Origin of the sequence: Halopenitus persicus (assembly GCF_900107205.1) — an archaeon.
GTDB classification, from domain to species: Archaea; Halobacteriota; Halobacteria; order Halobacteriales; family Haloferacaceae; genus Halopenitus; species Halopenitus persicus.
Genome location: NZ_FNPC01000003.1, coordinates 244,769 through 267,976 on the forward strand (window position 1 = coordinate 244,769; position 23,208 = coordinate 267,976).

16 protein-coding genes are annotated in these 23,208 nt (G+C 66.7%); all 16 read right to left on the minus strand.

Annotation, left to right across the window (positions count from 1 at the left end):
- Positions 1–10 precede the first annotated feature (10 nt).
- Positions 11–1,807: a Na(+)/H(+) antiporter subunit D gene (locus tag BLV25_RS06405; protein WP_092731526.1), complete on the minus strand. Its 1,797-nt coding sequence runs from the start codon at positions 1,805–1,807 to the stop codon at positions 11–13.
- Positions 1,804–4,026: a cation:proton antiporter gene (locus BLV25_RS06410; protein WP_092731529.1), complete on the minus strand. Its 2,223-nt coding sequence runs from the start codon at positions 4,024–4,026 to the stop codon at positions 1,804–1,806. The genes BLV25_RS06405 and BLV25_RS06410 overlap by 4 nt, the downstream gene beginning before the upstream one ends.
- Positions 4,027–5,649, minus strand: a complete 1,623-nt coding sequence (locus tag BLV25_RS06415) for a proton-conducting transporter transmembrane domain-containing protein (protein WP_092731532.1) — start codon at positions 5,647–5,649, stop codon at positions 4,027–4,029. It abuts the gene before it with no gap.
- Entirely contained in the window at positions 5,646–6,089 is a 444-nt protein-coding gene (locus tag BLV25_RS06420; protein ID WP_092731535.1) for a cation:proton antiporter subunit C, read from the minus strand. Before BLV25_RS06420 ends, BLV25_RS06415 begins: the two co-directional genes overlap by 4 nt.
- Positions 6,086–6,922: an MnhB domain-containing protein gene (locus BLV25_RS06425; RefSeq protein ID WP_092731538.1), complete on the minus strand. Its 837-nt coding sequence runs from the start codon at positions 6,920–6,922 to the stop codon at positions 6,086–6,088. The genes BLV25_RS06420 and BLV25_RS06425 overlap by 4 nt, the downstream gene beginning before the upstream one ends.
- Entirely contained in the window at positions 6,919–7,467 is a 549-nt protein-coding gene (locus BLV25_RS06430) for a DUF4040 domain-containing protein (RefSeq protein ID WP_021073864.1), read from the minus strand. Before BLV25_RS06430 ends, BLV25_RS06425 begins: the two co-directional genes overlap by 4 nt.
- Complete coding sequence (gene mnhG, locus BLV25_RS06435; protein ID WP_092731541.1) at positions 7,464–7,805, minus strand: monovalent cation/H(+) antiporter subunit G; 342 nt, start codon at positions 7,803–7,805, stop codon at positions 7,464–7,466. Before mnhG ends, BLV25_RS06430 begins: the two co-directional genes overlap by 4 nt.
- Entirely contained in the window at positions 7,805–8,110 is a 306-nt protein-coding gene (locus BLV25_RS06440) for a cation:proton antiporter (RefSeq protein ID WP_021073866.1), read from the minus strand. The genes mnhG and BLV25_RS06440 overlap by 1 nt, the downstream gene beginning before the upstream one ends.
- The gene (locus tag BLV25_RS06445) at positions 8,107–9,288 is read right to left on the minus strand and encodes a monovalent cation/H+ antiporter subunit E (protein WP_256335662.1); all 1,182 of its coding nucleotides are present in this window, start codon (positions 9,286–9,288) and stop codon (positions 8,107–8,109) included. Before BLV25_RS06445 ends, BLV25_RS06440 begins: the two co-directional genes overlap by 4 nt.
- 130 nt (positions 9,289–9,418) lie before the next feature.
- A complete protein-coding gene (locus BLV25_RS16680; RefSeq protein ID WP_143114395.1) occupies positions 9,419–11,050 on the minus strand; it encodes a PGF-pre-PGF domain-containing protein in 1,632 nt (543 codons plus the stop codon).
- A 35-nt stretch (positions 11,051–11,085) separates the two neighbouring features.
- Complete coding sequence (locus tag BLV25_RS06465; RefSeq protein ID WP_092731556.1) at positions 11,086–17,232, minus strand: CARDB domain-containing protein; 6,147 nt, start codon at positions 17,230–17,232, stop codon at positions 11,086–11,088.
- A gap of 124 nt (positions 17,233–17,356) precedes the next feature.
- Positions 17,357–20,797, minus strand: a complete 3,441-nt coding sequence (locus BLV25_RS06470) for a surface glycoprotein (RefSeq protein ID WP_092731559.1) — start codon at positions 20,795–20,797, stop codon at positions 17,357–17,359.
- Positions 20,798–21,264: 467 nt separating this feature from the next.
- Positions 21,265–21,555 carry a phage repressor protein gene (locus BLV25_RS06480; RefSeq protein WP_092731565.1) on the minus strand — a complete coding sequence of 97 codons (291 nt, stop codon included), beginning with the start codon at positions 21,553–21,555 and terminating at the stop codon, positions 21,265–21,267.
- A 170-nt stretch (positions 21,556–21,725) separates the two neighbouring features.
- Complete coding sequence (locus BLV25_RS06485; protein WP_092731568.1) at positions 21,726–21,950, minus strand: hypothetical protein; 225 nt, start codon at positions 21,948–21,950, stop codon at positions 21,726–21,728.
- Positions 21,951–22,051: 101 nt separating this feature from the next.
- Entirely contained in the window at positions 22,052–22,663 is a 612-nt protein-coding gene (locus BLV25_RS06490; RefSeq protein WP_092731572.1) for a DUF7504 family protein, read from the minus strand.
- A complete protein-coding gene (locus BLV25_RS06495; RefSeq protein WP_176819444.1) occupies positions 22,660–22,986 on the minus strand; it encodes a hypothetical protein in 327 nt (108 codons plus the stop codon). The genes BLV25_RS06490 and BLV25_RS06495 overlap by 4 nt, the downstream gene beginning before the upstream one ends.
- Positions 22,987–23,208: the final 222 nt, after the last annotated feature.

The following is a 23,208-nucleotide window of genomic DNA, read 5'->3' on the forward strand; positions in this document are numbered from 1 at the left end:
CCGGCGTCGGCTACCAGACCAGCCCGATCAGCACCGTGCCGGCCGCCACGAGCGTGATGATGAGGACGCCGCGGCCGATCCCGCTGCGCAGCTCCGCGTGAATGCCGGCCCGACGGGCGGCGGATCGGGGATTCATCGCGGTCCACTCGATCGCGGCCACGAGCCGCATCGTGAACCGGTCGACGGCCGCCCACGACTCGGTGACGATCCGGACCAGCCCGCGGCCGGCATGGAAGAACGCCGGATACGTGACGGCGTCGACGTCGCGCATCCGGTGAGCGAGCCACGCCAGGGGTCGCTTGAGCGCGAAGAAGCCGACGAAGCCGGCGGTCAACAGCGCGGCGGATTCGGTCAGGTGGCCCGTGCTGTAGGGGTGCAGCTCCGCGAGCAGGTACTCCGTGTGGGGCATCAGGCCGAGCAGCGTCTCGTAGGAGACGCCCAGATAGATGCAGGCGCCGGCGGCAAGCGCCATCCCGACGGTCTGGAACGGCGTCGCGTCGCGCGGCGAGCTCGAGGCGCTGCCGTGGAAGAACGTGTAGTACCCGAGCTTGATGAAGGACATGAACGTCCCGACCCCGCCGAGGATGAGCAGCCACCAGAGCAGCCCGCCGTCGAGGGCGATCGTGAACCGGTGGATCTCGTGGGCGGAGTCGATCACCATCCCCTTCGAGACGAAGCCGTTGAATCCCGGCACGGCCGTGATCGACGCGGCGCCGACCAGATAGATCACGAACGCGATCGGCGTCTTCCGCCAGAGACCGCCCATCTCGCGGATGTCCTCCGTCCCGGTTCGGTAGATGATCACGCCGAGGGCCATGAACAGCAGGCTCTTGTAGAGGACGTTGTTGAGCAGGTGGGCGAAGCCGCCGGCCAGCGCCTTCTCGCCGACGTAGCCCGCCAGGCCGATCCCCGCGAGCATGTACCCGACCTGCGCCTGGATGTGATACGAGAGGAGCCGGCGCGGGTCGTACTGCAACAGCGCGAAGAAGGCGCCGTAGACGGCCATCGCGCCGCCGAGGTAGGCCATCCACAGCCCGCCCTCGGGGAACGCCCGGTAGAGGACGTAGACGGCCGTCTTGGTGGTGAACACCGAGAGGAACACCGACGCGGCGATGTGGGGCCGCGGGTAGGTGTCCGGCAGCCAGGTGTGTAGCCCGATGAACCCGCAGTTGACCCCGATCCCGAGCGCCGCCAGCAGCGCCGCGGAGTCGTGGATCCCGGTCTCGGCCGTGAACAGGAAGCTCTCGACGGCCCCGAAGTGGACGACGACCGCCCCGAGCAGCACCGTCCCGCCGATGCCGTGGAAGATGGCGTACCGGAAGCCGGCCCGGACCGCCGCCCCGCCGTGATGCCAGACGAGCAGCGTCGAGGTGACCGCCATCAGCTCCCAGAAGACGATCAGCGTGAGCCAGTCGCCCGCGTAGATCGTCGCGACCGTCGACGCGACGTAGATCAGCGCGAGCCCGGTCATCCACCGCGGCGCGTCGCTGCCGTAGGCGTAGATCACCGCCGCGGTCGCGAGGAACCCCACGACGACGCCCATCAGCCGGGAGAAGTCGTCGATGTTGAAGAAGACGACGTCGAACCCGAGAAACGTCGTCGCCAGGTGCGGCCCGTACGTCGCCGGGTCGAAGCTCACGGCCTGCACGAACACGAACGCGGTCGCGGCCGCCCCGAGCAGGTGCCCGAGCCGCCGCGGCAATACGACTGCCAGGACCGCCGCGATCGCCACGAGCAGGTACGGCGGGATCGTCGTCAGGGAAACCCCGCCGATCGCACCGGTTACGAGCGCCACGCTGCCCGTCATAGGCTCACCCCCGCTCCCTCGAGGCGCGTCTCGACGATGAGCTCGATCAGGTCGAGGAAGGCCATCTCGCTCGGAATCACGCCGAGCAGGACGGCAAGCGTCATCGCCGTCAGGATCGGCGCGAGTATGAACCACGTCGTCTCGCGGCCCAGCAGGGCCGATGCACCCCGGATCGACGTCCAGCCGCCCGGCGGCGGGCCGCCGTGGTGAGCGTGGTCGTCGTGGTCGTCGTGGACAGCGTGGTCGCTCCGGACATCGTGATCCGCGTGAGCGTCGTGGCCGTCGTGGTCAGCGTGGCCGTCGTGGTCAGCGTGTCCGTCGTGGTCGTGTGCGTTGGCCCCGTCACCGTCGCTGCTCCCGTCGTCGACGTCGTTCGCCCGGTCGTCGGATCCGTCCTCCGGAGTGAACGGAACGTCGGTGTCCGAGGGATTCATATCGACCGCGTAGTTCCCCGTGTCCACGCGTTCCGCCGGTTCCGAGAAGTCCCGGTCGCCCGGCGTGAAGTCGGGACGGACGACGCCGTCCTCGCCGCCGACGTCATCGTCCCCGCTAACGGCGGTTTCGTTCCCGCCGGTCTCACCCGCATCGGCCGCGTCGTCGTCGGCCTCCGCGTCCGGGATCGGCGTCTCGGCGTCCGATTCCGTATCCGCCTTGGCGTCCGATTCCGTATCCGCCTTGGCGTCCGATTTTGCATCCGTTTCGGCATCCGGTTCGGCGTCGCCGCTTGGTTCGTCGCCGTCGTCGCTCGACTCGTCGCGGTCGCCGCCGTCGGTCCTGACGGCGTCGATCGTGGCGGTCGTCCGGCCGCCGAGCGGGAACTCGACGAGCGGCTTGGCGTCGTGGGCGTCCTCCGCCTCGAAGAAGGCGGTGTAGACGACCGGCCAGAAGTACGCGATGTTGAGCACGCCCGACACCAGCAGCGCGCCGGCGAGGTAGTAGCCGACCGGCGTCGCCGCGCCCATGGCCACCCCGCCGACCAGCATGTAGAACTTGCTCACGAACCCGGCGACGAGCGGGATGCCGGCCATCCCGGCGGCAGCGACCGTGAACGCGGCCATCGTCACCGGCATCCGCTTGCCGATCCCGGCCATCTCCGAGATGTAGTCGGTGTGGGTCTCGACGTGGATGCAGCCCGCACAGAAGAACAGGGTGAGCTTCATAAAGGCGTGCGCGGGGATGTGCAACAGCGCGCCAACGAGCCCGTGCCAGCCGAACAGTCCGAGCCCGAGCAGGATGTAGCTGAGCTGGCTCACCGTCGAGTAGGCGAGCCGCTGTTTGAGGTGGTCCTTCCGTATGGCGATGATGCTCGCGGCCGTGAGCGTGATCGCCGCCATCACCGACAGCCAGACGCCCACGCCGAGATCGAAGACGACCTCGGGGCCGAAGACGTCGAGGACGACCCGCGAGACGCCGAAGGCGCCGGACTTGACGACCGCCACGGCGTGGAGCAGGCCCGACACCGGCGTCGGCGCGACCATCGCCTCGGGAAGCCACTGGTGCAGCGGCATCAGACCGGCCTTCACGGCGAACCCGACCCCGAGCAGGACGAACGCGATCTTCGCCATCAGGGGGTCGCTGTTGGCCGCGGTCGCGAGCGCGTCCATCCCGCCCGCCGAGAAGGCGACGGTCGGCTCGCCCACGAGGCCGGTGAGCCAGTAGACCATCACGGTGCCGGCGAGCACGAGCACGCCGCCGCCGAACATCGTGTACGCGAGGTACTTCCGGCCCGCCGACCGCGCCTCGGGCGTCTCGTCGTGGGCGACGAGCGGATAGGTCGCGATCGACAGCAGCTCGTAGAAGACGAAGATGGTGACCAGGTTGCCGGCGAAGGCGATCCCCATCGTCGTCGACAGCGAGACCGCGAAGGCCGCGAAGTACCGGGTCTGGTTGGGTTCGTCGAGCCCGCGCATGTACCCGATGCTGTACAGCGACGTGATGATCCAGAGGCCGCTGGCCAGCACCGCGAACAGCATTCCCAGCGGGTCCGCCCGCAGGGTGAACTCGACGTACGGCAGGAAGGTCACGACCTCCGTGACGTAGACGGTTCCGGCGAGCACGCCGGGCAGCAACGAGACGACGGCACCGAACTTCGCGACGGCGGCCAGCAGCGTCCATCCCTCGCGCAGGTTCGGCCGCCGATGGGACGCGACGATGGCCCCGCTGGCCACGAACGATACGAGAACGACGAACAACGGTCGCAGTGAGTCGACTTCGGTCATTCAGATCATCCTCCCGAGGAACGGTTCGAAGAGGTCGTATGCGGCGAAGCCCGCGAACCCGAGCCCGACCGCGGTCACCGTGACGACCACGAGGACCACGAAGGCGCCCGTCGGGACGTCGCCGTGCCCCTCGCGGCCCCCATCCGGCTGGGTCGACGTGTTCGGCTGGGCCGGGGCGTCCGACTGGGCCGGGGCGTCCGACTGTGTCGACGCGTTCGGCTGGGTCGGGACGTCCGCGGCGTGCGTGGACGACCCCGCGTCGCCGGGTCCGGGGTCGGCGCCGGCGAAGTACAGCTGCTCGACGATCCGGGCGACGTACGCCAGCGTGAACAGGGTACTCACGAGCATCACGGCCGCGATCCCGAGCCCGGCGGGATCGCCGGCACCGGCGGCCTCCACTGCGCCGAGCGCGATGTACCACTTGCCCAGGAGGCCGACCGAGGGCGGGATCCCGACGAGCGCGAGCCCGAGGACGACGACCGCCCCCGAGAGGTACGGCGCCCGCCGCGCGAGGCTCGCGAGGTCGGCGACGCGGCGCGCGCCGTAGCCGTACGCGAGCAGGGCGACGCCCAGGAACAGCCCGAACTTGAGCAGGCCGTGTCCGAGCAGGTGGACGATGCCGCCCAGCAGCGCCGTCTCGTTGGCCAACGCGATCGCGGCGACGATCATCCCGAACTGCGCGACGGACGAGTAGGCGAACAGCCGCTTGAGGTCGGACTGCATCGCCGCGAGCGCCGAGCCGACGAGGATCGAGACCCCGGCGGCAAGCAGCATCGCGTTCGTGATCGCGCCGTTCGCGGCGAGGAACTCGACCGTGAAGACGGTGTAGGTGATGCGCAACAGCGCGTACGCCGCCGACGTGGAGACCAGCGCCGCGATGAACGCCGTCACCGCGTCCGGCGCTCGCTGGTAGGCGTCCGGCTGCCAGACGTGCAGCGGGAAGACGGCGATCTTCAGCGAGAGGCCGACGACGATGAACGCGTAGCCCGCCCGGATCAGGGGGTCGCCGTAGCCGACGGCCGCGATCGCGGACTGGAGGTCGATCATGTTCAGCGACCCCGTCGCGAGGAAGGTGTAGCCGACGCCGATCAGATACAGCGAGGCGCCGACGGTTCCGACCAGGAGGTACTTGATCGACGCGTACGCGCTGGCACCGGACCGGTCGGCCGCGACGAGCGCGTAGGTCGTCAACCCGACGATCTCCAGGAAGACGAAGAGGTTGAACAGGTCGCCGGTGAGCGAGATCCCCATCAACCCGCCGGTCAGCAGCAGGTATCCGGAGTAGAAGGCGTTCCCGCGCGGGCCGATCACCCGCGAGAGGACGAGCGTGCCCGCCGCGACGAGCGCGACGAGAACCACGAGCGCGGCCGACAGCTCGTCCGCGACGAGCTCGATCCCGTACGGGCGCTGCCAGCCGCCCAGCTCGTGAACGATCCCGTACTCGGTCGGCGCCCCGACCACGAAGACCGTCCGGGCGATCCACGCGGCCATTCCGACGAGCGAGACGGCCGTCACCGCCGCGATCGGCCAGCCGATCCGGTCGTACCGTCCGCCCAGCAGCAGCGGGAACGTCGCCGCGAGGATCGGGACGACGATCGCGAGCGGGAGCAGCAGATCGCTCACGCGCGTTCACCCCCTTGGGAATCGGCACCGGCCGCCGGCAGGTCGTCCTCCTCGGCCATCGCCTCCCGGAGCGCGTCGGTTCGCAGGGTTCCGTACTCCGTGTAGATCCGGACGCAGAGCGCAAGCCCCACCGCGGTGAGGCTCACGCCGACGACGATGGCGGTCAGGACGATCACCTGCGGGAGCGGGCTCACGAGGGTCGCCTCCGGCGCGCCGCCGCTCTCGACGATCGGTATCGACCCGCCGTGAACGTACGCGGAGGCGATGAAGAACAGGAAGATCGCGGTCTGGAACAGGTTGAGTCCGATGATCTTCTTCACGAGGTGCGGGTTGGCGATCATCATGTACAGGCCGATGCACAACAGTGCGGTGAACACCGCGTAGGCGTGTCGCGTCGCCAGGACGTCGAGGGCGAGTTGGATCGGTAGGTGGTCGGTCATCGGTCGGTCTCCGTGGTCGTGTGGGTGTCAGCTCCGTCGTCGGTGGTTGCATCGGCGATCTCGGTTTCGGTCCCCGCGCCGGCCCGGTCGTCGAAGCCGGCCGCCAACAGGAAGAACAGGCCGACGAGAACCCCGGCGACGATCGGCGCGATGCCGAGGATCTCGACGCCCTCCATCCCGTATTTCACCGGATGCGGGATCGGCAGCCGGGCGTACTCGAGGAAGGTCCCGCCGCGGGCGAGCCCGACGAGGCCGATCCCGCCGAAGACGAGCACGCCGCCGACCGCGAGACCGACGACGACGACGTTCGTGAACCACTCGCGCGTGGCGTCGATCCCGAACGCGAAGGCGATCATCAACACGACGGCAGCGGCGATCGCGCCGCCCTGGAACCCGCCGCCGGGCGAGCCCGCACCGTGGAAGGTGACGAACAGCCCGTAGGTGAGCGCGAACGGCGCCACGACCTTCACGGTCGACATGATCACCTGGCTTTCGGTGTAGGGCGTCTGCTGGCGCTGGACCGCGGAGAGGTGCGGCCGGTCGGCGTGGCCCGAGTAGGTCGGCTCGATCGACGGCTGATCGGTCGCTGCGCCGGAGTCGGCAGCGCCGTCCTCCGCAGCACCGGTGTCCGCAGCGCCGTCCTCCGCAGCACCGTCCTCCGCAGCGGCAGCGCCGTCCTCCGCAGCACCGGTGTCCGCGTCCGTGGCGCCGGCAGCGTCGTCGGCCGTGTCCGTGGCGCCGGCAGCGTCATTCCCCGCCCCGACGGTGCTGGCGGCATCGTCGCCGGCGTCAGGTTCGCGTCCGCCGTCGCCGGCGTCGGTCGGGTCGCTCACGAGAACACCTCCCGGTGGAGCACGAGCATCGTCGCGATCCCGGCCCCGAAGACGACGACGGCCTCGCCGAAGGTATCGAACCCGCGGTAGGAGGCCAACACCGCCATCACCGTGTTGCCGACGCCGGTGTCGGCGTAGGTGTTCTCGAGGTAGTAGCCGGTGACGTCCGGGTTCGAGTAGACGGGCGCGCTCGGGTCCCCGACGGCCGGCATCTGCGTCACCGTCGCGAGCATCACGACGCACAGCCCCCCGACGGCCAGCGCCGCCGTGGGGTTCACGCGCTCGAAGACGGCCTCGTGGTCCATCCGCGAGGTCTTCGCGATCGTGAGCAGCAGGAGGACCGTCGTGACCCCGGCGGAGATCGCCGCCTCGGTCAGCGCCACGTCCGGCGCCCGGTAGAACGTGTACAGCGCCGCCATCCCGAGGCTGTAGGCCCCGAAGACGATGATCGACGAGAGCACGTCGCGGGCGAGCGCGGTCACGACCGCCGTCGCGATCACGAAGACGAACAGCGCCGCCTCGATCGCGGTCACCGCGGCGCTCATCGGCGCTCGTCCCCCTCGGTCCACGGCACGTTTCCGTCCTCGAAGGCCGCCCGCGCGACCGCGTGGGCGGCCGTCGGGTTGGTCACGAAGACGAAGAACAGCAGGATGGCGGTCTTCACCGACGCCCCCTGCCAGCCGAGCGTAAGCGCGACCGCGGCCAGGCCGAAGCCGGCGCCGAGCGTGTCCGCCTGTGAGGCGGTGTGGGCCCGGGCGTAGACGTCCGGAAGTCGGATCACGCCGGTCATCGAGACGAACGTGAAGAACAGCGCCCCCGCAAGCAGCGCGAGGACGAGGACGACACGCGCCGCCGTGATCGGGTCGAGCGCGTCCAGGGCCATCAGAGGACCCCCCCGCGTTCGACGGTGAACTTCGAGACGGCGATCGCCATCAGGAAGTTCAACAGCGCGTACACGATCGCGATGTCCAGGAACGTCGGCTCGTCGAGCGCGGCACCAAGCAGCGCCAGGATGACGACCGTGTTCGTCCCGAGGACGTTCACCGCGAGCACGCGGTCCTGCATCGTCGGGCCGACCACCGCACGGTAGAGCATTCCGAGCGCGAGGACGACGAACCCGGCCGCGCCGGCCAGCAGCACGTCGCCGAGCGTGTAGCCGCCGGCGACCGCGACGTCGGCGATGCTCATCGGCGGTCCTCCGTCTCGTCGGTCTCGTTCGACCCAGTCTCGTCGGCGTCGGCCTCGACGACCGTCTCATCGGCGTCGATCCCGTTCAGCCCCTCTTCACGACCGCCGTCGGTGGCCGCGAACGGCATCGGTTCGTCGGCGTCCGGCCCCTGCAGGACCGCGCAGTCGTCGCGTTCCCGGGGCGTCGGCAGCCGGGCTGCCTCCCGACCGTAGAAGACGAAGCGAGTCCACCGCTCGAGCCCGCCGTCGAAGAGCCCCTCGCGGGCCCACGGGATCAGCGTGTGGACGTACAGGTCCGCGTCGCGCGCCCGGACCGTCAGCGTGCCCGGCGTCAGCGTGATCGAGTTGGCGAGCGTCGTGACGGGCAGTCCGGACCCGACGAACACGCGCATCCGCGTCATCGTCGGCTCGATCGGCAGCGACGGCGAGAGGATGACGCGGGCGACGACGACGTTCGATTTCATGATCTCGAAAAACAGAAACGGCACGTAGATCACCCCACGGACCAGACGAAGCGGGGAGTCCCGCAGCGTCGGGTCGTGGTCGAGGCTCACCTGCGACAGCGAGATCGCGACCACCAGGGCGGTCGCGACGCCGGTGACGAGATCGAACGGAGAGGTGGGATCGCCCAACACCAGGTAGAACAGCAGCGACCCGCCGAAGACGGTGGCGAACCGCGGCCCGGTGATCTCCGAGACGAGCCGCTCGCGGCGTGACGGGCGGTCGACGGGGGCCTCACGGACCTCGAGCGGCGTCGATGCCAGCTCGAACTCCATCGGCTGGAGAAGGGTCGTGTTGCCGACCGGGGTGTACTCGGGGTCGAGCACGACCGTTCCGATCCCGTGAGCGTCGGCGTACTCGTGGAGGCGGTCGGCGTACTGGCGCGGGCCGAACAGGTAGACGTCCTCCGCGATCAGCGCGGTCTCGACGTCGACGGTTCCCTCCGGAACGTCGGCGTCGGCGAGGTCGTAGCGCGCCCAGTCGGCGGCCTGCTCGAGCAGCGTCCGCGCCGTCCGCCGGCGGTCGTCGATCCGGGGATCGTCCTCGCGCCAGGCGGCGAGATAGACGAAGTGGATCGCCGAGACGTCGCCATCGGCGGCAGTCCCCACGACGTGGGCGACCGTCGACCGCAGCGTGGCGGTGTCCTCGATCGGGACGACGACCCGGTCGTTAGCCACCGGGACCACCTCCGGGGAGCGTAGTTACGACTGGTGTGGGCGACATACGAGGTTCTCGTTCGAGGAGTGGCACGGACTCCTCAAAACAGTTCTTATCTTCGGGGGCGTGACGCGTCACTCCGGTGCCGGTCTACAACGGATCCCTCGAGCGACCGTCGTCAGCACGTACTCGAACCACGGCGCCGAGGAGGATCACGGCCAGCGCGACGCCGCCCGCGATCCAGAAGACCGGCAGTCCGCCGTCGTCGTTCCCGTTTCCGCCGTCGTCACTCCCGCTTCCGCCGTCGCTCCCCGACGTGGTGGGTGCTTGGGTCCCCTGATCCGCCGTCGCAGGTGCGGTCGCCGCCTCCACGACCAGCGTTTCGGTCGCGGTGTCCGTTTCGCCGGCGTCGTTCGTGACGGCGAGTTCGACCTCGTACTCGCCGGGCTCGTCGAACGAGGTGGTCGCGGTCTCGCCGGCGTAGGAGTCGCCGTCGACGGTCCAGTCGTACGCGACGATCTCACCGTGTTCGGTCGTCGAGTCGCTTCCGTCGAGCGTAACGGACGATCCCGACGTCGACGTGGCCGGATCGAGGGCGATCGCGGCGTCGGGCTCGCTCACGGCGCTGACCGAGAAGTACGAGAATCCGGGCGTTTCGGCCTCGAGAACGACCGCCGAGTCGGTTTCCTCGGCCACCGTCGTTTCGAGCGCCTGCCACTGGCCGTCGACGAAGCGGTTCGCTCTGAGTTCCGACGGCTCCGCATCGAGTTCCGAGAGGCGGTCGGTCGAGACGCGCATTCGGACGGTCGCGGCCTGGTCGGTCGCCGAATCGGGAACGTCGATGCGGGACACGGACGCGGCCGATCCCGGCACCGACGTCTCGGTCGCTTCCCGGTCGATCTCGGCGACGGTGACGGTTCCCTCGACCGCGTCGGACTCGAAGGTGATCGAGTCGACGGGCGACGTGTCGGCGTCGAAGGTCACCGCCGCACGGTTCGCTCCGTCCTCAACGGCCACGTCCGCACTGGCTTCGCTGACGACGGGCGCCTCGGACAGCGCCTGCGCCACGTCGGTGGCGGGACCTGCTCCGGTCGCATCATCCTCGGAGCCGGTATCGGATCCGCCGGCTGCGGCGCCACCGCCGCCTCCGCCGCCGCCACCGCCGCCACCGCCACCGCCACCACCGCCGCCGGCCGATCCGTCACCCGAGCCCTCGTCCCCGTTCGGGGTCCCTTGGTCGTCGGGCGTTCCGGACTCCGGCGTCTCGGTTTCGCCGGTCTGATCGTCATCGGTATCGCTTTCGGACTGATCGGGAACGCCCTCGAAGGTGAGGTCGATCTCCTGCACGTCGCCGGACTCCCAGGTGGCGGTCTCCGCCGCCGTCGTGTCTCGGACGACGAACGTGACCTCGTCACCGGCTTCGGCCTTCCGGACGACGAGCTTCCGATCGAGCGCGTCGGACCCGCCGTATTGCCCGGCCTCGGTCACCTCGATGGATCCGTGCGGCTCGCCGTTCACCATCGCGACGATCTCGGTTCCGACCGGCGCGGGCTCCCCGTTGACCGTCACGTCTCCGTAGTAGGCAGCCGGCGCTGGAACGGGACCGCTGCCGTCGTCGCCGTGATCGGCTGCCGCGAGGCCGGCGATTCCGGCCGCGCCGACGAGGAGACACGCGGCGACGACCACGGTCGCGAGGACGGTTGATCGATCGGACAGGCCGACGCGGACGGTGCGCGCTGGTTCCATGCGGGTGGACTGGGACGGGTCGGTATCGTCTGTCATCATATGAATGTAATAAAAACGTGTTCGGAGGGTGGTCAGTCGCCGATGCGCCGTCGCGTCGCGATCGCGGCCGCGGCCAGCAGCGCGATCAGGGTGACGAGGATTCCGAAGCCGGGGATCCCCTCGTCGGTCGGTTCCGGCGTCGCCGCGGTGTCGGCCGGTTCGGCGGCCGTTTCAGTCGGCGTTGCGGGCGTCTCGGCCGCTTCGACCGTCACAAGCACGGTCGTCGTGTCGGTCTCGCCGGCGTCGTTCGTGACGGCGAGTTCGACCTCGTACTCGCCGGGCTCGTCGAAGGAGGTGGTCGCGGTCTCGCCGGCGTAGGAGTCGCCGTCGACGGTCCAGTCGTACGCGACGATCTCACCGTGTTCGGTCGTCGAGTCGCCTCCGGAGAGCTCAACCGACTCTCCGGTCGTGACGGTTTCGGGAGCCACGGTCGCCACGGCTTCCGGCTGGCTCACGGCGCTGACCGCGAACAGGGAGAACCCGGGCGTCTCGGCCTCGAGAACGACTTCGTCCTCGCGCTGCTCGGCGACGCCGGTCTCGAGCGGCTCCCAGTCGGTTCCGTCCCGTGAACGGAACGCGTGGAGCTGTTCGGCCGTCGCGTCGGCCGCCTCGAGCCGGTCCGTCGACACGGTGAACCGGATCGTCGCCGGCGTGTCGCTCGCCTCCTCGGAGACGGTGATCTCCTGTAACGCGAGCTGGCTTCCCGGCGAGGGGTCGACGGCGTCGGTGGTCGGGTCGAGATCGGAAACCGTCACGTCGCCGACGTAGTCGTTCGTCTCGAGCGCGACCGACTCGACGCCCTCGACCTCCTCGAAGGACGCGACCTGCCGGCCGCGCTCGGCGTCGAGGGTCGTTCCGACCGTTTCGGTGGCCACCGGCTCGACGTCGATGGACGGTTCCGGCGCGTCCGAAATCCCTCCACCGCCGCCACCGCCGCCACCGCCTCCGGGTGCACCGCCATTGCCGCCGCCATTGCCGTCGTCGGCAACCACGGTGATCTGCCCCGATTCCGTCGCGTTCTCCGTCTCGACGGTCACCTCGAGGGTCCCGACGTCGTCGGCGTCGGTGGCGTACGTCAGCGTGGGCGTCGCCGTGTCGCCACCGGCCAGCGTGACCTCTCGGGAGTCGACCTGGCTGCCGTTCACCAGCAGCCTGACCGTCTGGGTGGCCTCGAGGCCGCCGGTGTTCTCCAGGTCAGCGTCGATCGAGATCTCGTCGCCGGCGGTGACCTCGCTCGGCGGGTCGCCGAGCGACGTCACGTCGAAGAACGCCGGCGCCTCGGCGACGGTCACGTCGACCGACCGGGCGTCGTCGCCGGTGTCGACGGTCACGTTGATGGCGCCGACGTCGTCGCTGGTGGGCGTGTACGTCAGCGTGGGCGTCTCCGTACCGCCGCTGCTCAGCGTGACGTCCCGGGAGTCGACCTGGCTGCCGTTCACTAGCAGCGTGACGGTGCGCGTGTCCTGTGCCTCGCCGGTGTTCTCCAGATCCGCGTCGATCGAGAGCGTGTCGCCGACCATCACGTTCGTGGTCGGGTCGTTGAGCGACGTCACCTCGAACAGGGCCGGATCGAGCACGCTCACGGTGGCGGACGCGGAGTCGTCCAGCGTCCGCGCGGTGAGGTCGAGCTGGTCGCCGTCGGTGACGTCCGGCGTGTAGCTGAACGTCACGGTGGCTTGCTCGGAGGCGTTCAGCTCGACGCTCCGCGAGTCGATCACCGTTCCGGCGTCGACGAGCTCGACGGTCTGGAGGTCCGAGGCCGACCCGGTGTTGTTAACCGTGGCGTTGACCGTGTACGTCTCGTCACGGGTTGCATCCTCCGGCGCAAAGCTCTCGACCGTGAAGTCGGAATCCGGCCGCGTCTGTAGCGGATCCTCGGTCGCGAGCGCGCTTCGGATGATGTAGTCCTCGTTCTCGACCGGCTCGCTGGCGGACGATCCCCACCAGTTGCTGGTGGCGTCGACCTCGCTGTCGATGACGTGCGCGTGGATGCCGTTGGACTCGAGCGCGCTGTTGCGAACCACGGCGCTCGGATTCCCCTGCGAGAGGTTTCCAGCGACGTTGGAGACGCGAACCCCGATGTCGCCGTTGTTCCGGATCGTGGACTGTCGGACGTCGTTGTCCGGGGCGTACGCGTCGACGCCGACCGTCGAGGAGTGGACGCCGGATCCGCGAACGGTGTTGTCGGCGCTCCGGAGGACGATCCCGCGCCGGTCGGACCGCGCGACGCGCGCGTACTCGATCCGGCTGTCGCCGGCGCCGTCGACCAGCAGGCCGATCCCGGAGTCGACGACGGAGGCGCCGCGGAGCGTGTTGGTGCCGTTCGTTTCCTCGATGCCGACGTCCCAGTTCTCGACGCGGACGTCCGACACGGTCGCGCCGTCGCCGGCGAGCTCGATCGCCGAGCCGTTTCCGTCACCGACGAACCGGAGGTTCGAGACCGTGACGTCGGCTCCGGTCACGACCAGCCCGGTCTCGGCGTTGCGCGGCGAGTTGATCGTCGGCATCGCCGTCGGCCGTGCGGGTTCGATGGTGATGCCGTCCGCATCGACCGTGATCGTGTTCCGCTCGGTGTAGTCGCCGGCAGCGACTTCAACGACGTCGGTCGTCGCGTCGGTCGCCGCCGCGTCGACGCCGGACTGGATGCTGCCGAAGTCGACCGGGATCGTCCGGCGCACGGTCGACCCGTTCGTCCGGACCTCGACGTCGCGGTCGAAGGTGCCGGCGCGCGCCTCGGCCGGCGGCGTCACGGCGAGCGTGACGGTCGTCGTGTTGCCCGGCCCCAGCTCGCTCACCTCGACGGTGTCGTTGACCGACGCCGCGGCGAGGTACTCGAGCTCGACCGTCGCGTTCGTGGCGTTCAGGTCGCCGACGTTCTCGACGGTCGCGTTGACCGCGGCGGAGTCGCCCTGGGTCGCCGTCTCCGCGTTGGAGTCGGGGAGGAGCTCGGTCGAGACGACCTCGAGCGTTCCCGGCGTCGGCTCCTCGACGGTGAGCGTTCCCTCGGCGGAGCCGTTCTCGCTGGCGACCGTGTACGGGATCGCCTCGCCGGCGCCGACCTCATCGGTGTCGATCTCGAACTCGACCGTCGTGTCGCCGCTGGCCGGGAGGGTTTCCTCTGTGGTTTCGAATTCGGTCCCGTCAACCGAGAGGGAGACCGTCTGGGTCCCCTCCTGCTCGCCGATGTTCGTCACGTCGGCCGCGACGGTTACGGTTCGATTCGTGAAGACGGGGTCGGTCGGGCCCTCGAGGTCGGAGACCCGGAAGTTCGGATCCGCGGGCGGCTCCTCGACTGAGACCGTTCGCTCGGGACCCTCGATCGCGTCGTTCGCGGCCAGCACCGCGAAGGAGGTCTCGCCGGTCTCGGCGCTGGAGACGTCGTGGGTGAACGTCACGGACCGGCTCTCGCCGCCGGCGACCGTGATCGTGGACTGGTCGACGATCTGGCCGTCGAACCGGAGTCGAACCGTCTCGGTGACGGACTCGTCCCCGACGTTCTCCGCGGTGATGCCCACGCGAAGCGATTCCTCGGTCGTGACCGGGTCGGTCACCGACGTGAGCTTGAGCGCGAGCTCGCCGGGCGCGCCGACAGCGATAGTGTCGCTGCTCGCGTCGTCGGTCGTCGCGGCGGTCACCTCGAGTTCGCCGGGCGACTCGGGCGTGATCGCGTCCGAGAACTCGAGGACTCGCGCCTCGCCGGCGTCGAGTTTCGCGGTTTCGGTCGCGATCTCCTCGCCGTCGGACAGCAGCCGGACCGTCGTCTCGTTGTTCGCGAGGCCGCCGACGTTCTCCACCGTGGCGAAGGCGTCCGCCGGAGTCCCGGCGATCGTCTCGTCCTCGGCGTCGAGGTCGACCTCGAACTCCGCGTTCTCGCGCACGGTGACCGTCTCCGCGGCCGAATCGTCGTCCGTGCTCACGGAGACGTCCAGGTCGCCGACGTCGCTGCCGCGCGTTTGATACGACTCGCTGATCGAGACCGGGTTGTCGCTGCCGTTCAACGACTCGGTCTGTACGTGGATCTCGCGTCCGTCGACCGTCACGGCGAACGTCTGGGTGTCCTCGACCTCCCCGGTGTTGTTGATCTCGGCGTCGATGCCGATCGCATCGCCCTGATCCACCGCGGAGACGTTGACGTCGAAGTTCTCCACGGCGAAGTTGGGCGCCTCGCCGATGTCGATCGTCCGGGTGGAGACGTCGTCGACCGAGCCGGTGCCGTCGTTCTCGACCCCGGCCTCGAGCACGCGCGTGACGTCGTCCTCGGTGACGTTGATCGCGATGCCACCGCTCTGCTCGTCGACGACCGTCTCGGTCGTGCCGGCCGCGAGGTCGTCGACCTGCACGGTTCCCTCGACGGAGTTGTTGAACCGAACCGTGACCTCGCCGTTGCCGGCGCGTCCGCCGACGTTCGTGACGTTGATCGTCGGCGTGAACTCGTCGTCCGGCGCGAGATCGGAGACGTTGCTCGCCTCGACGATCGTCGTCTCGAACTCGGGGGCTGCGGTGACCGTGACCGACTCGGCGGCCGCGGCGTCCTCGCTCGCGACCACGAGATCGATCTCGGGCGCGTCACCTGGCCGGACCGGCACGGTCACGCCGGTCAGGGTCTCCGATCCGGTTCCGTCGAAGCTGACGTCCGTGCTGTTGCGAACCTCGCCGTCGACCCGGAACTCGATCGTCTGTGCCGTCGATTCGGTGCCGAGGTTCTCGACCGTCGCGTCGACGGTGATGTTGTTCGTGTTCCCGGCGAACGGCTCGTCGACGGATCCGGTCACGTCGACGTTCGTCACGTCGAGGAACGCATCGCGGTCCTCGACCGTGACCGGCACCGTCTCGGCGTCGTCGGGGCTCTCGACGGTGAGATCGAACCCGGCGTCAGTGTCGTCACCGGAGGTCTCGGCCGTCGCCTCGACGTCCGTTATCTCGCCGGGCTCCAGCGTCACCGTTTCGTTCGTGAGCTCGGTGTCGTCACGGGAGTCGGTGACGGTCACGTCCTTCGTGGCGCTCGTGCCGCCGACGTTCTCGACCTCGGCGACGAGCGTGGCGTCCTGTCCCGCGACGACGTCGAGGGTCGACTCGCCCTCGATCACGTCGACCGCGAACTCGGCGGACCGGTTCACCGTGACGATCCGCTGCGTCGCGTCGTCCGCGGTCGCGGCGGCTAGCGTCCGGTCGCCCGCGTCGTCCGCGTCGGTTTCGTACTCGACCGCAACGTCCTGACTCTCGCCGGCACTGAGGGTGAGCTCCTCGGTCAGGATCGTCGCGTCGTCGATCGTGACGGTGAGGTTCTGCGTGGCCTCCTGGCCGCCGGTGTTGTTGACGGTCGCGGTCCCGCTCACGTTCGTGCCGGGATCGATCGGCGAGGTGAACCCGGAGAGCGAGACGTCGAACTGCGGCGGCTCCTCGACGGTGACCGTCGTCTCGGCCGTTTCGTGGCCGGTGTCGACCGTGAGGGTCAGATCCGTGCTGCCGTCGACGGAGACGTTGCTCGTCGGCACGGCCACGAACGTCTGCGCGCTCGCGCCCGAGTCGATCGTCTCCGTGACGTTCGTCTCGGCGACGGTCGTGCCGGTCGCGTTCGTGGCCACGACCGAGACGGTCGCGCTCCCGCTCACACCCGTGTTGTTGAGGGTGAGCGTGAGCTCGACGTCGTCGCCGGCCGTCACCGGATCGGTGACGTTGACGTCATCGATCGCGAACTGCGGTTCGACCACGGCCGCCGCGAGGTCGACGCGCTGGACGTCGCCGGACTCCCACGTGACCGTCTCGGAGCCGTCCTCGGCGGTGACGCTCGTGACCTCGGTCCGGTCGATGTTCCCGTTGTTCACGAAGAACCGAACCTCGGCGCCGTCGTCGCCCGCACCGCCCTCGACGAGGAGCTTCTCGTCGAGCGCGTCGGGGCCGCCGTAGGTGCCGGACTCGTTGATCGTGATCGAGCCGGCCACGGTCCCGTTGATCTCGGCCTCGATGACGGTGCCGGCCGGCGCCGGCTCGCCGTCGATCGTGACGTTGCCGTAGTAGCTGGCGGGCGTCTGCGGCGGGCCCTCGGTCTCCTCCTGGGCCGCGCCGACGCCGACGGCCGGGCCGAGCACGCCTGCCGGCGCCCACAGCACCAGACAGACCGCGAGGGCGATGACCGCCGCGGATCGACCGGCAGCGAGCCAGCGGGAGGGGTCACTCATCGGTCGCCCTCCCGTGGCGTGTCGCTCGTTCGGTGGCGGCCGCGCGGCTCACGGGCCCACCTCGGTGGGCACGCTGGCCGGACCGCGGCCGCCGGTATGCTGGAGAGGACATTGGACTGCGGGGTTAGTCCTCGTCCAGGTTGACGGCCTTGAGGTACTCGTCCAGCGTCAGCCCATCGTAGGTGGCCGGGTGAACATCGCTGTCCTCCCCTTCTTCGTCGATGAGGGTCCAGTAGCCTCTGTACGGGGAGTAGTCGTACCGCTCGCTCGCGCCGAACGGCTGACTCCTCGTCTGGTCGGCGAACTGGTAATCAAGCGAGTTCTCGACCGTCGCATCGGTCGTGTCGAACGCCGCGTCCGTCGTGTCGCCGGCTCGAGTCGGGCTCACCAAGTTCCAGCCGGTCGTGACCTCGGTCGGGTCGGGCTTCGTCGTCCCGTCGAAGTCGTTGTCGAACTCCATCACCGCGGAGGCGGTTTTACCGTCCTTGACGACGAGGATGTAGGCAGATAGCGCATTCGGCGTCGTCGATTCAGCGTCGAGCGTCCCGTCAGCTGTCGAGAGCCAGGTATGCTGGCTGTTATCGTATGCGTAGATGGTCTCGACGTTCGACAGATTCACCGTCTCGGCCAGCGTGCGCTCGCTGGGTGCCGGGAACGCGATCGTGCTGACGCCCGACTCGAGGGTCAGGTCGCTCGCGAACTGCCGTGTGGCAATGTTATCGTCGCTGTCGGTCTTGTTGACCTGCTCGTGTGGAGCCGTCAGGAACGGGTCGTAGTACGTGTCGTTCACGGCCTCGTCGAACTGGCCGGAGCTCTGTGGGCCGTCTGCACTACCCCACCAGTTGAGCCAGGCGTCGAGGCTCGTGTCCGTGGCGCTGGCCGCCTCGATGCCGTTGTCCTTAATGTTGTTATACGTTACATCGACTTCGCTGGCGTTGGCGTTGGTGATATTGTAGCCCTGATAGTTCTCCTTGATGATGTTCTCCTGCCCGACCACGTAGACGCCGAACTCGCTGTTGTTGTGGATCGACGACTCGAGGATCTGGACGTTTTCCGGTACGACCGTGTCGCTGTGTGTCTTCACGACGACGCCGTCAGTGTTGTTGCTGATCTCGCTATTATGGACGGTGATGTTCGAGACGGAGTCGAAGCCTCCATCTCCGTCTCCCCAAACCGTCGTAACGACACCCGCGTGGAACCCTTCAACGTGGGCACCGCCAATGTCGACGTTCTTCGTCTCAGTTCCGCCGTCGTAGACGAGGATCCCGTCGAAGCGGTGGTAGTCTCGGTCCGCGTGGTTCAGATCGCTACCGATAACGGTCGGGTTCTCGACGTCGACGTTCGACCCTTGGATCCGGATCCCCTGTGCGTGGTCGGCATCCTGCTTCCGGTCCTCAGCTGCAATCCGATGGACGGTGATGTTCTCCACGCTAACATCGTTCTTGTTGATGTAGAGGGCAGCGGTGCCGTCATCGTTACTGGAATCAGCATACCGGATCGTTGGCTGATTGTTCGGATCCTCGGCCTTCAGAGTAATTCCAGCCGTGTCGATCGCGACGGACTCGTTGTACGTTCGACCTGGCACGACGATCGTCTGGCCCTCGTTTGCGGACGCGATCGCGTGGTTGATCGTCGGGTGTTCCGTTCCTTGATCCACGTTTTTGATGCCGTCCGCCTGTTGGGTTCGCTCGGCATCAGTGTACCACGGCGTGACGTTCACCGTGTCGAGATTGTCGACCACCGTATCGAAGTCCGGATATTGTGCTCCCCACCAGTTGTGGGTGGCGTTGAGCGTATCCGGATCATCTACATTGTTGGTGTTGTATCTGATACTGACATTTGTGAAGTTATTCTGAGTGACGGTGTGTTCTTCACCGAGATCTCCATATTCGTGGAGGTAGAGACCGAGTGCGTCTTTGTAGGTTGCCTCGGGGCTCCCATCACCAACAGCGATTCCGTCAATGTCGTTATGTTTGATGGTGAAGTTCTTTGGTCCCGCATTAGGATTCGCACCGGTATCTGAAGAGAAATCGATACCGAGTGCGCCTGCGCTGTTTTCACCGCCGATATTCCGTATTGTATTATTTTCAACAGTTAAATTCTGGAACCGTTCATTGGGATTGATCCCCTTCGCGACAGACTCGTCCGATTCAGATTCTACACTCGTAATATTCCGAACGATGTTGTCTCGGACTGTGACGTTTTTAGCCGTTTTATCCTCAGTATTCTTTAAATCGAGAGAGATACCAGCTGGTCGGTACGTATCACTGATATCCTGTACGACATTGTCCTCGATGAGGATGTCTTCGACTCCACCATTCGGTTCCAACCTAATACCGTACTGGCCGTGGGTGTCCGTATCGTCCAAATTAGTCGTTACTGTAAATCCGCGAACAGTAACGTTTGACTCCGTGATCATCACTCCTTCTGTAGCATCAGCTGAGATCGTCGTAGAGTCAGCGCCAGCAGTCGACTCAAGCGTGAGGCCCTCCACTCCGATCGTAACGGATTCTTTGTAAGAACCGGAGCCCACCTTCACAGTCGCGTTTTTAGATGCAGATGAAATCGCAGCGGAGGGACTGGTCCAGATGCGGGGCGCATATTCGCCGTCGGTGACGCGAACGACCGATCGATTAAAGGTATTGTCGTTGTTTTCGAAGGTGCTCTGGATATTCAGATTTGATGAAGTGGAGTTATCGAAGACGTGAACATCAGTGTTTCCAGTAAAGTGGTTTCCTTCCAGAGTAATTCCTGATGCATCTATTGTTCCGATAAATCCTTGCTTCTCCCCATCTCCGAAGACACGGACACCGACAGTGTTATTCTCGATTTGAACGTTGTCAACCGAGACTGCTTTTGGAGAATCACTCACGCTGCCCACTACAGCGAACCCAATTCCGAATTCGTTATCCGAAACTGTACCACCGGAGATGGTTACGTCCTCAAGCGTAGCCTCATCAGTTTGTGTTGAAACACCGATGCCAGTATGGAAGCCGCTTGCATCGACGTTTTCGAGTGTAACGTTGCTGGTATCACTCGGTGAACTTTCACCGGCGTACGCATCAAGGACTGTGACACCTTGATCGTTGTTTCCGCCACCCCCTTTCACGATATCGAGGTCTGAAAGGCGTGTATCCGAAGCAGACACGCGAACACCCTGTGCGATTCCGCTACCGGATGCATTGCGTTCAATGCGTAGTCCGTCGACTGAGACTCCTTCAGCCTCAACAGAGATGGTCGGTGAGCCATCTGAAGTGGTCTCACTCTGATCCAGACGAATCGTTGGCGTAGCGCTGCTCTCCGCAGCCAACGTTACATTAGCTGTATCAATGCTCAATTCGTCGCCGGTATACTCATATGTTCCATCCTCAACAATAATCGTATCTCCATCGCCGGCGTTATTGATCGCGTCCGAAAGGGCTGCGCTGTTACCAACGGTTACCTCCTCGGCCGCCGCACTTCCGGTAAACGCCATCCCCATCGCGACGACCGACAGCACCATAATCGCCGCGAGGAAGACCGCCCGCGATCGTGAGCGATAGCCGTCGCTCGTAGTCGTTGTCATTCTTGACCACTCCCCACACCATTGGGGCGGACTCCTACCCAGCGTCCGCCGTCCGTTATGTTCGATGTCATGTTCGTACTCACCGTATGCGTCGACAGTCCACCCAGGGATCGACGACGTCGTCGCACCCAATAGTTGCTGCCGACCGCATATACCAATGGTATCTACCAGCGTCTCTTAAAGATTCGGGAGGCGGTGAGCAAGTGGGTCATCGAAACCGGCTGCATGCAGTCGGATCCGTGGTTGGTTCCGGGTACTCGACACGACATCCCTATCGAACCGCCGTGCTGGACGTCGAGCCGGCGACTGACGATCATCGCGCCGATCGGCACGATCGGGGACGGGCGCTCGTCGGTGCCGCCGCTCTCGACTCGAAAGTCGAACACGATGTCGACGTGGGACGGAAAAACCGATCGTCCAACCGTGGGACGCGGCCCGGGCTCGGCGGACCCGACGACTCGGGTTCGCTACTCCTGGTGCAGTTCCCGTTCGATCAGCTCGTCGAAGTCGGCCTCGTCACACTCGTACGCCTCCCGGTTTCGGGCGACGACGCGGCCCTTTTCGGTGATCACGTAGAGGCCGCTGTTCGGGGCCGGCCCAACGCGGTCGAGGAGGTCGTAGTCCGCCAACACCGGAAGGCGGGTGTTGATGTACGACCGGTTTCGGTCGAGAATGTACGCGAGGTTCGCCGCGTTGTTCCGCCGACCGTCAATGAGGGCATCGAGGATCTCGAAGTCGGTCGGAACGGTCAACCGCATCGGCCGATATAACTCGTGCAAATATAAAGTCCTTATTGATTCGGGTGCGAGTTATAATTACTTTAAGAGGAATTTCTTGAAATGTTCCGGAATTGTTGAACCTCGTCTAACCGACCGGTGACTGAACGCGCGAGCCGCCGCGAGGGCGCCCGACCCCAACGTCCGACCGATCAGGACGTCGTTCGGATCGTTCGCCGCGCGGCATCCAGGTCCGCCATCGCGCGTTCGTGGCTCTCGATCGCCTGGTCGAGGCAGGCGACGATCTCCTCGCGGTCGAGGTCGGCGTCCTCGTGGGTCACGTACAGGAGATACTGCTCCAGGCAGACGTTGATGTGCACCTGTGCGTCGAGGATCTCCTTGAGTATCTCCCAGTCGACGGCGTTCGTGTCGGTCATATCCGTATCCCCATATCGTGGATGGTCGATCCGATCCGGCGCATCCAGACTATCATTTCTATAATCATTTTTAGTTTTTGGTCTGACGGGTTCCGGCCGAGCTATCGCGACCGAACCCGAACGCCGTCGTCGCGGTGCTCGACCACGGCGTCGAACAGCCCGCGGAACGTGCTTACGGTCCGCTCGTCGTGAGCATCGGGATCCAGGTGGAACCGCGCGGTCGCATTCACGGCCGCGCAGTGGCCGGTGATCCGGTTGACGAACCGATAGCCACGCTGGACGTCGACGTACTGCAGCAGCGTCGTGATCGAGTCGAACTGGAGGTCGACCCGATACCCGCGATCGGTCCAGGCGTCGATCCGTTCGGTGATCCGGATCCCGAGCGGCGTCAGCGCGCCCGGCGAGCTCACGGCGAGGACCGAGAACGCCGACTCGGTGCCGTCGACCGCGGTCGCGGTCGGTCCGGTACAGAGGATCGCTCCGTCGGCCGGATCCGTGCCGACGCGTCGGTCCCACGCGCCGAGACACCGACGCGGCGCTCCCGCCAGCGAGACCAGCAGTACGCCGGCGTCGGCGGGGTCCACGACCGGCCGATCCGGAAACGGGGGCGCGGCGGCAGCGTCCGTGGTTCCGTCGAGGACGAGGACGGCGCTTCCCGGATCGATCGCCGTGGCTGGATCCGCGGCGTTCGTCCCGTCGGGATCGGCGCTCATCGATCGCCGTCGCCCTCGCAGTCGAGGAACTCCTTGGCGGTCCGGAGGTCGTCGATCGCCTGCGCGTGGCCGTCGATCGCGTCCTCGAGGCTGGTCTCGATCTCCGCCTCGCTCAGCTCGAACTCGTCGTGCGTGGCGGCGAGGAGGTACCGCTCCAGGCTCGTGTTCGTGTGCGACTGTGCGTCGATGATGGCTTTCACCACGGTCCAGTCGATCTCCGAGGGATGGGGCGGGCTCATCACCTGGCCCCCGTGGTCGAGAATCGGCTTGCGGCAGTGGAACTGTCGCGTCGTTCGAACATCACGCGGTTCTCGTCCCGGCATCCTAGTTGAACGTTCGGCGGGGGACGGGCGATTCGATCGTGGCGACACGGGTCGCCACGATCCGATCCGCCGACTGGCGGTCGCGGACGGACTTCGGGCGGCTTGGATGGATAACACATTTCTCCCACACCTGGTTTATACCGATGGTATATACTGTTAATAAATTTACTATACCCCACGTATTTGTTGAGTTTCGTCGCTCCGTAGAATTATATAACTTCA

Excerpts from the sequence above, each read along its gene's own strand:
- mnhG (WP_092731541.1), bottom strand. The coding sequence starts at position 7,805 with ATGGCCCTGGACGCGCTCGACCCGATCACGGCGGCGCGTGTCGTCCTC.
- BLV25_RS06440 (WP_021073866.1), bottom strand. The coding sequence starts at position 8,110 with ATGAGCATCGCCGACGTCGCGGTCGCCGGCGGCTACACGCTCGGCGAC.
- BLV25_RS06405 (WP_092731526.1), bottom strand. The coding sequence starts at position 1,807 with ATGACGGGCAGCGTGGCGCTCGTAACCGGTGCGATCGGCGGGGTTTCC.
- BLV25_RS06470 (WP_092731559.1), bottom strand. The coding sequence starts at position 20,797 with ATGACAACGACTACGAGCGACGGCTATCGCTCACGATCGCGGGCGGTC.
- BLV25_RS06420 (WP_092731535.1), bottom strand. The coding sequence starts at position 6,089 with ATGACCGACCACCTACCGATCCAACTCGCCCTCGACGTCCTGGCGACG.
- BLV25_RS06485 (WP_092731568.1), bottom strand. The coding sequence starts at position 21,950 with ATGACCGACACGAACGCCGTCGACTGGGAGATACTCAAGGAGATCCTC.
- BLV25_RS16680 (WP_143114395.1), bottom strand. The coding sequence starts at position 11,050 with ATGACAGACGATACCGACCCGTCCCAGTCCACCCGCATGGAACCAGCG.
- BLV25_RS06490 (WP_092731572.1), bottom strand. The coding sequence starts at position 22,663 with ATGAGCGCCGATCCCGACGGGACGAACGCCGCGGATCCAGCCACGGCG.
- BLV25_RS06430 (WP_021073864.1), bottom strand. The coding sequence starts at position 7,467 with ATGAGCGCCGCGGTGACCGCGATCGAGGCGGCGCTGTTCGTCTTCGTG.
- BLV25_RS06465 (WP_092731556.1), bottom strand. The coding sequence starts at position 17,232 with ATGAGTGACCCCTCCCGCTGGCTCGCTGCCGGTCGATCCGCGGCGGTC.
- BLV25_RS06495 (WP_176819444.1), bottom strand. The coding sequence starts at position 22,986 with ATGCCGGGACGAGAACCGCGTGATGTTCGAACGACGCGACAGTTCCAC.
- BLV25_RS06480 (WP_092731565.1), bottom strand. The coding sequence starts at position 21,555 with ATGCGGTTGACCGTTCCGACCGACTTCGAGATCCTCGATGCCCTCATT.
- BLV25_RS06410 (WP_092731529.1), bottom strand. The coding sequence starts at position 4,026 with ATGACCGAAGTCGACTCACTGCGACCGTTGTTCGTCGTTCTCGTATCG.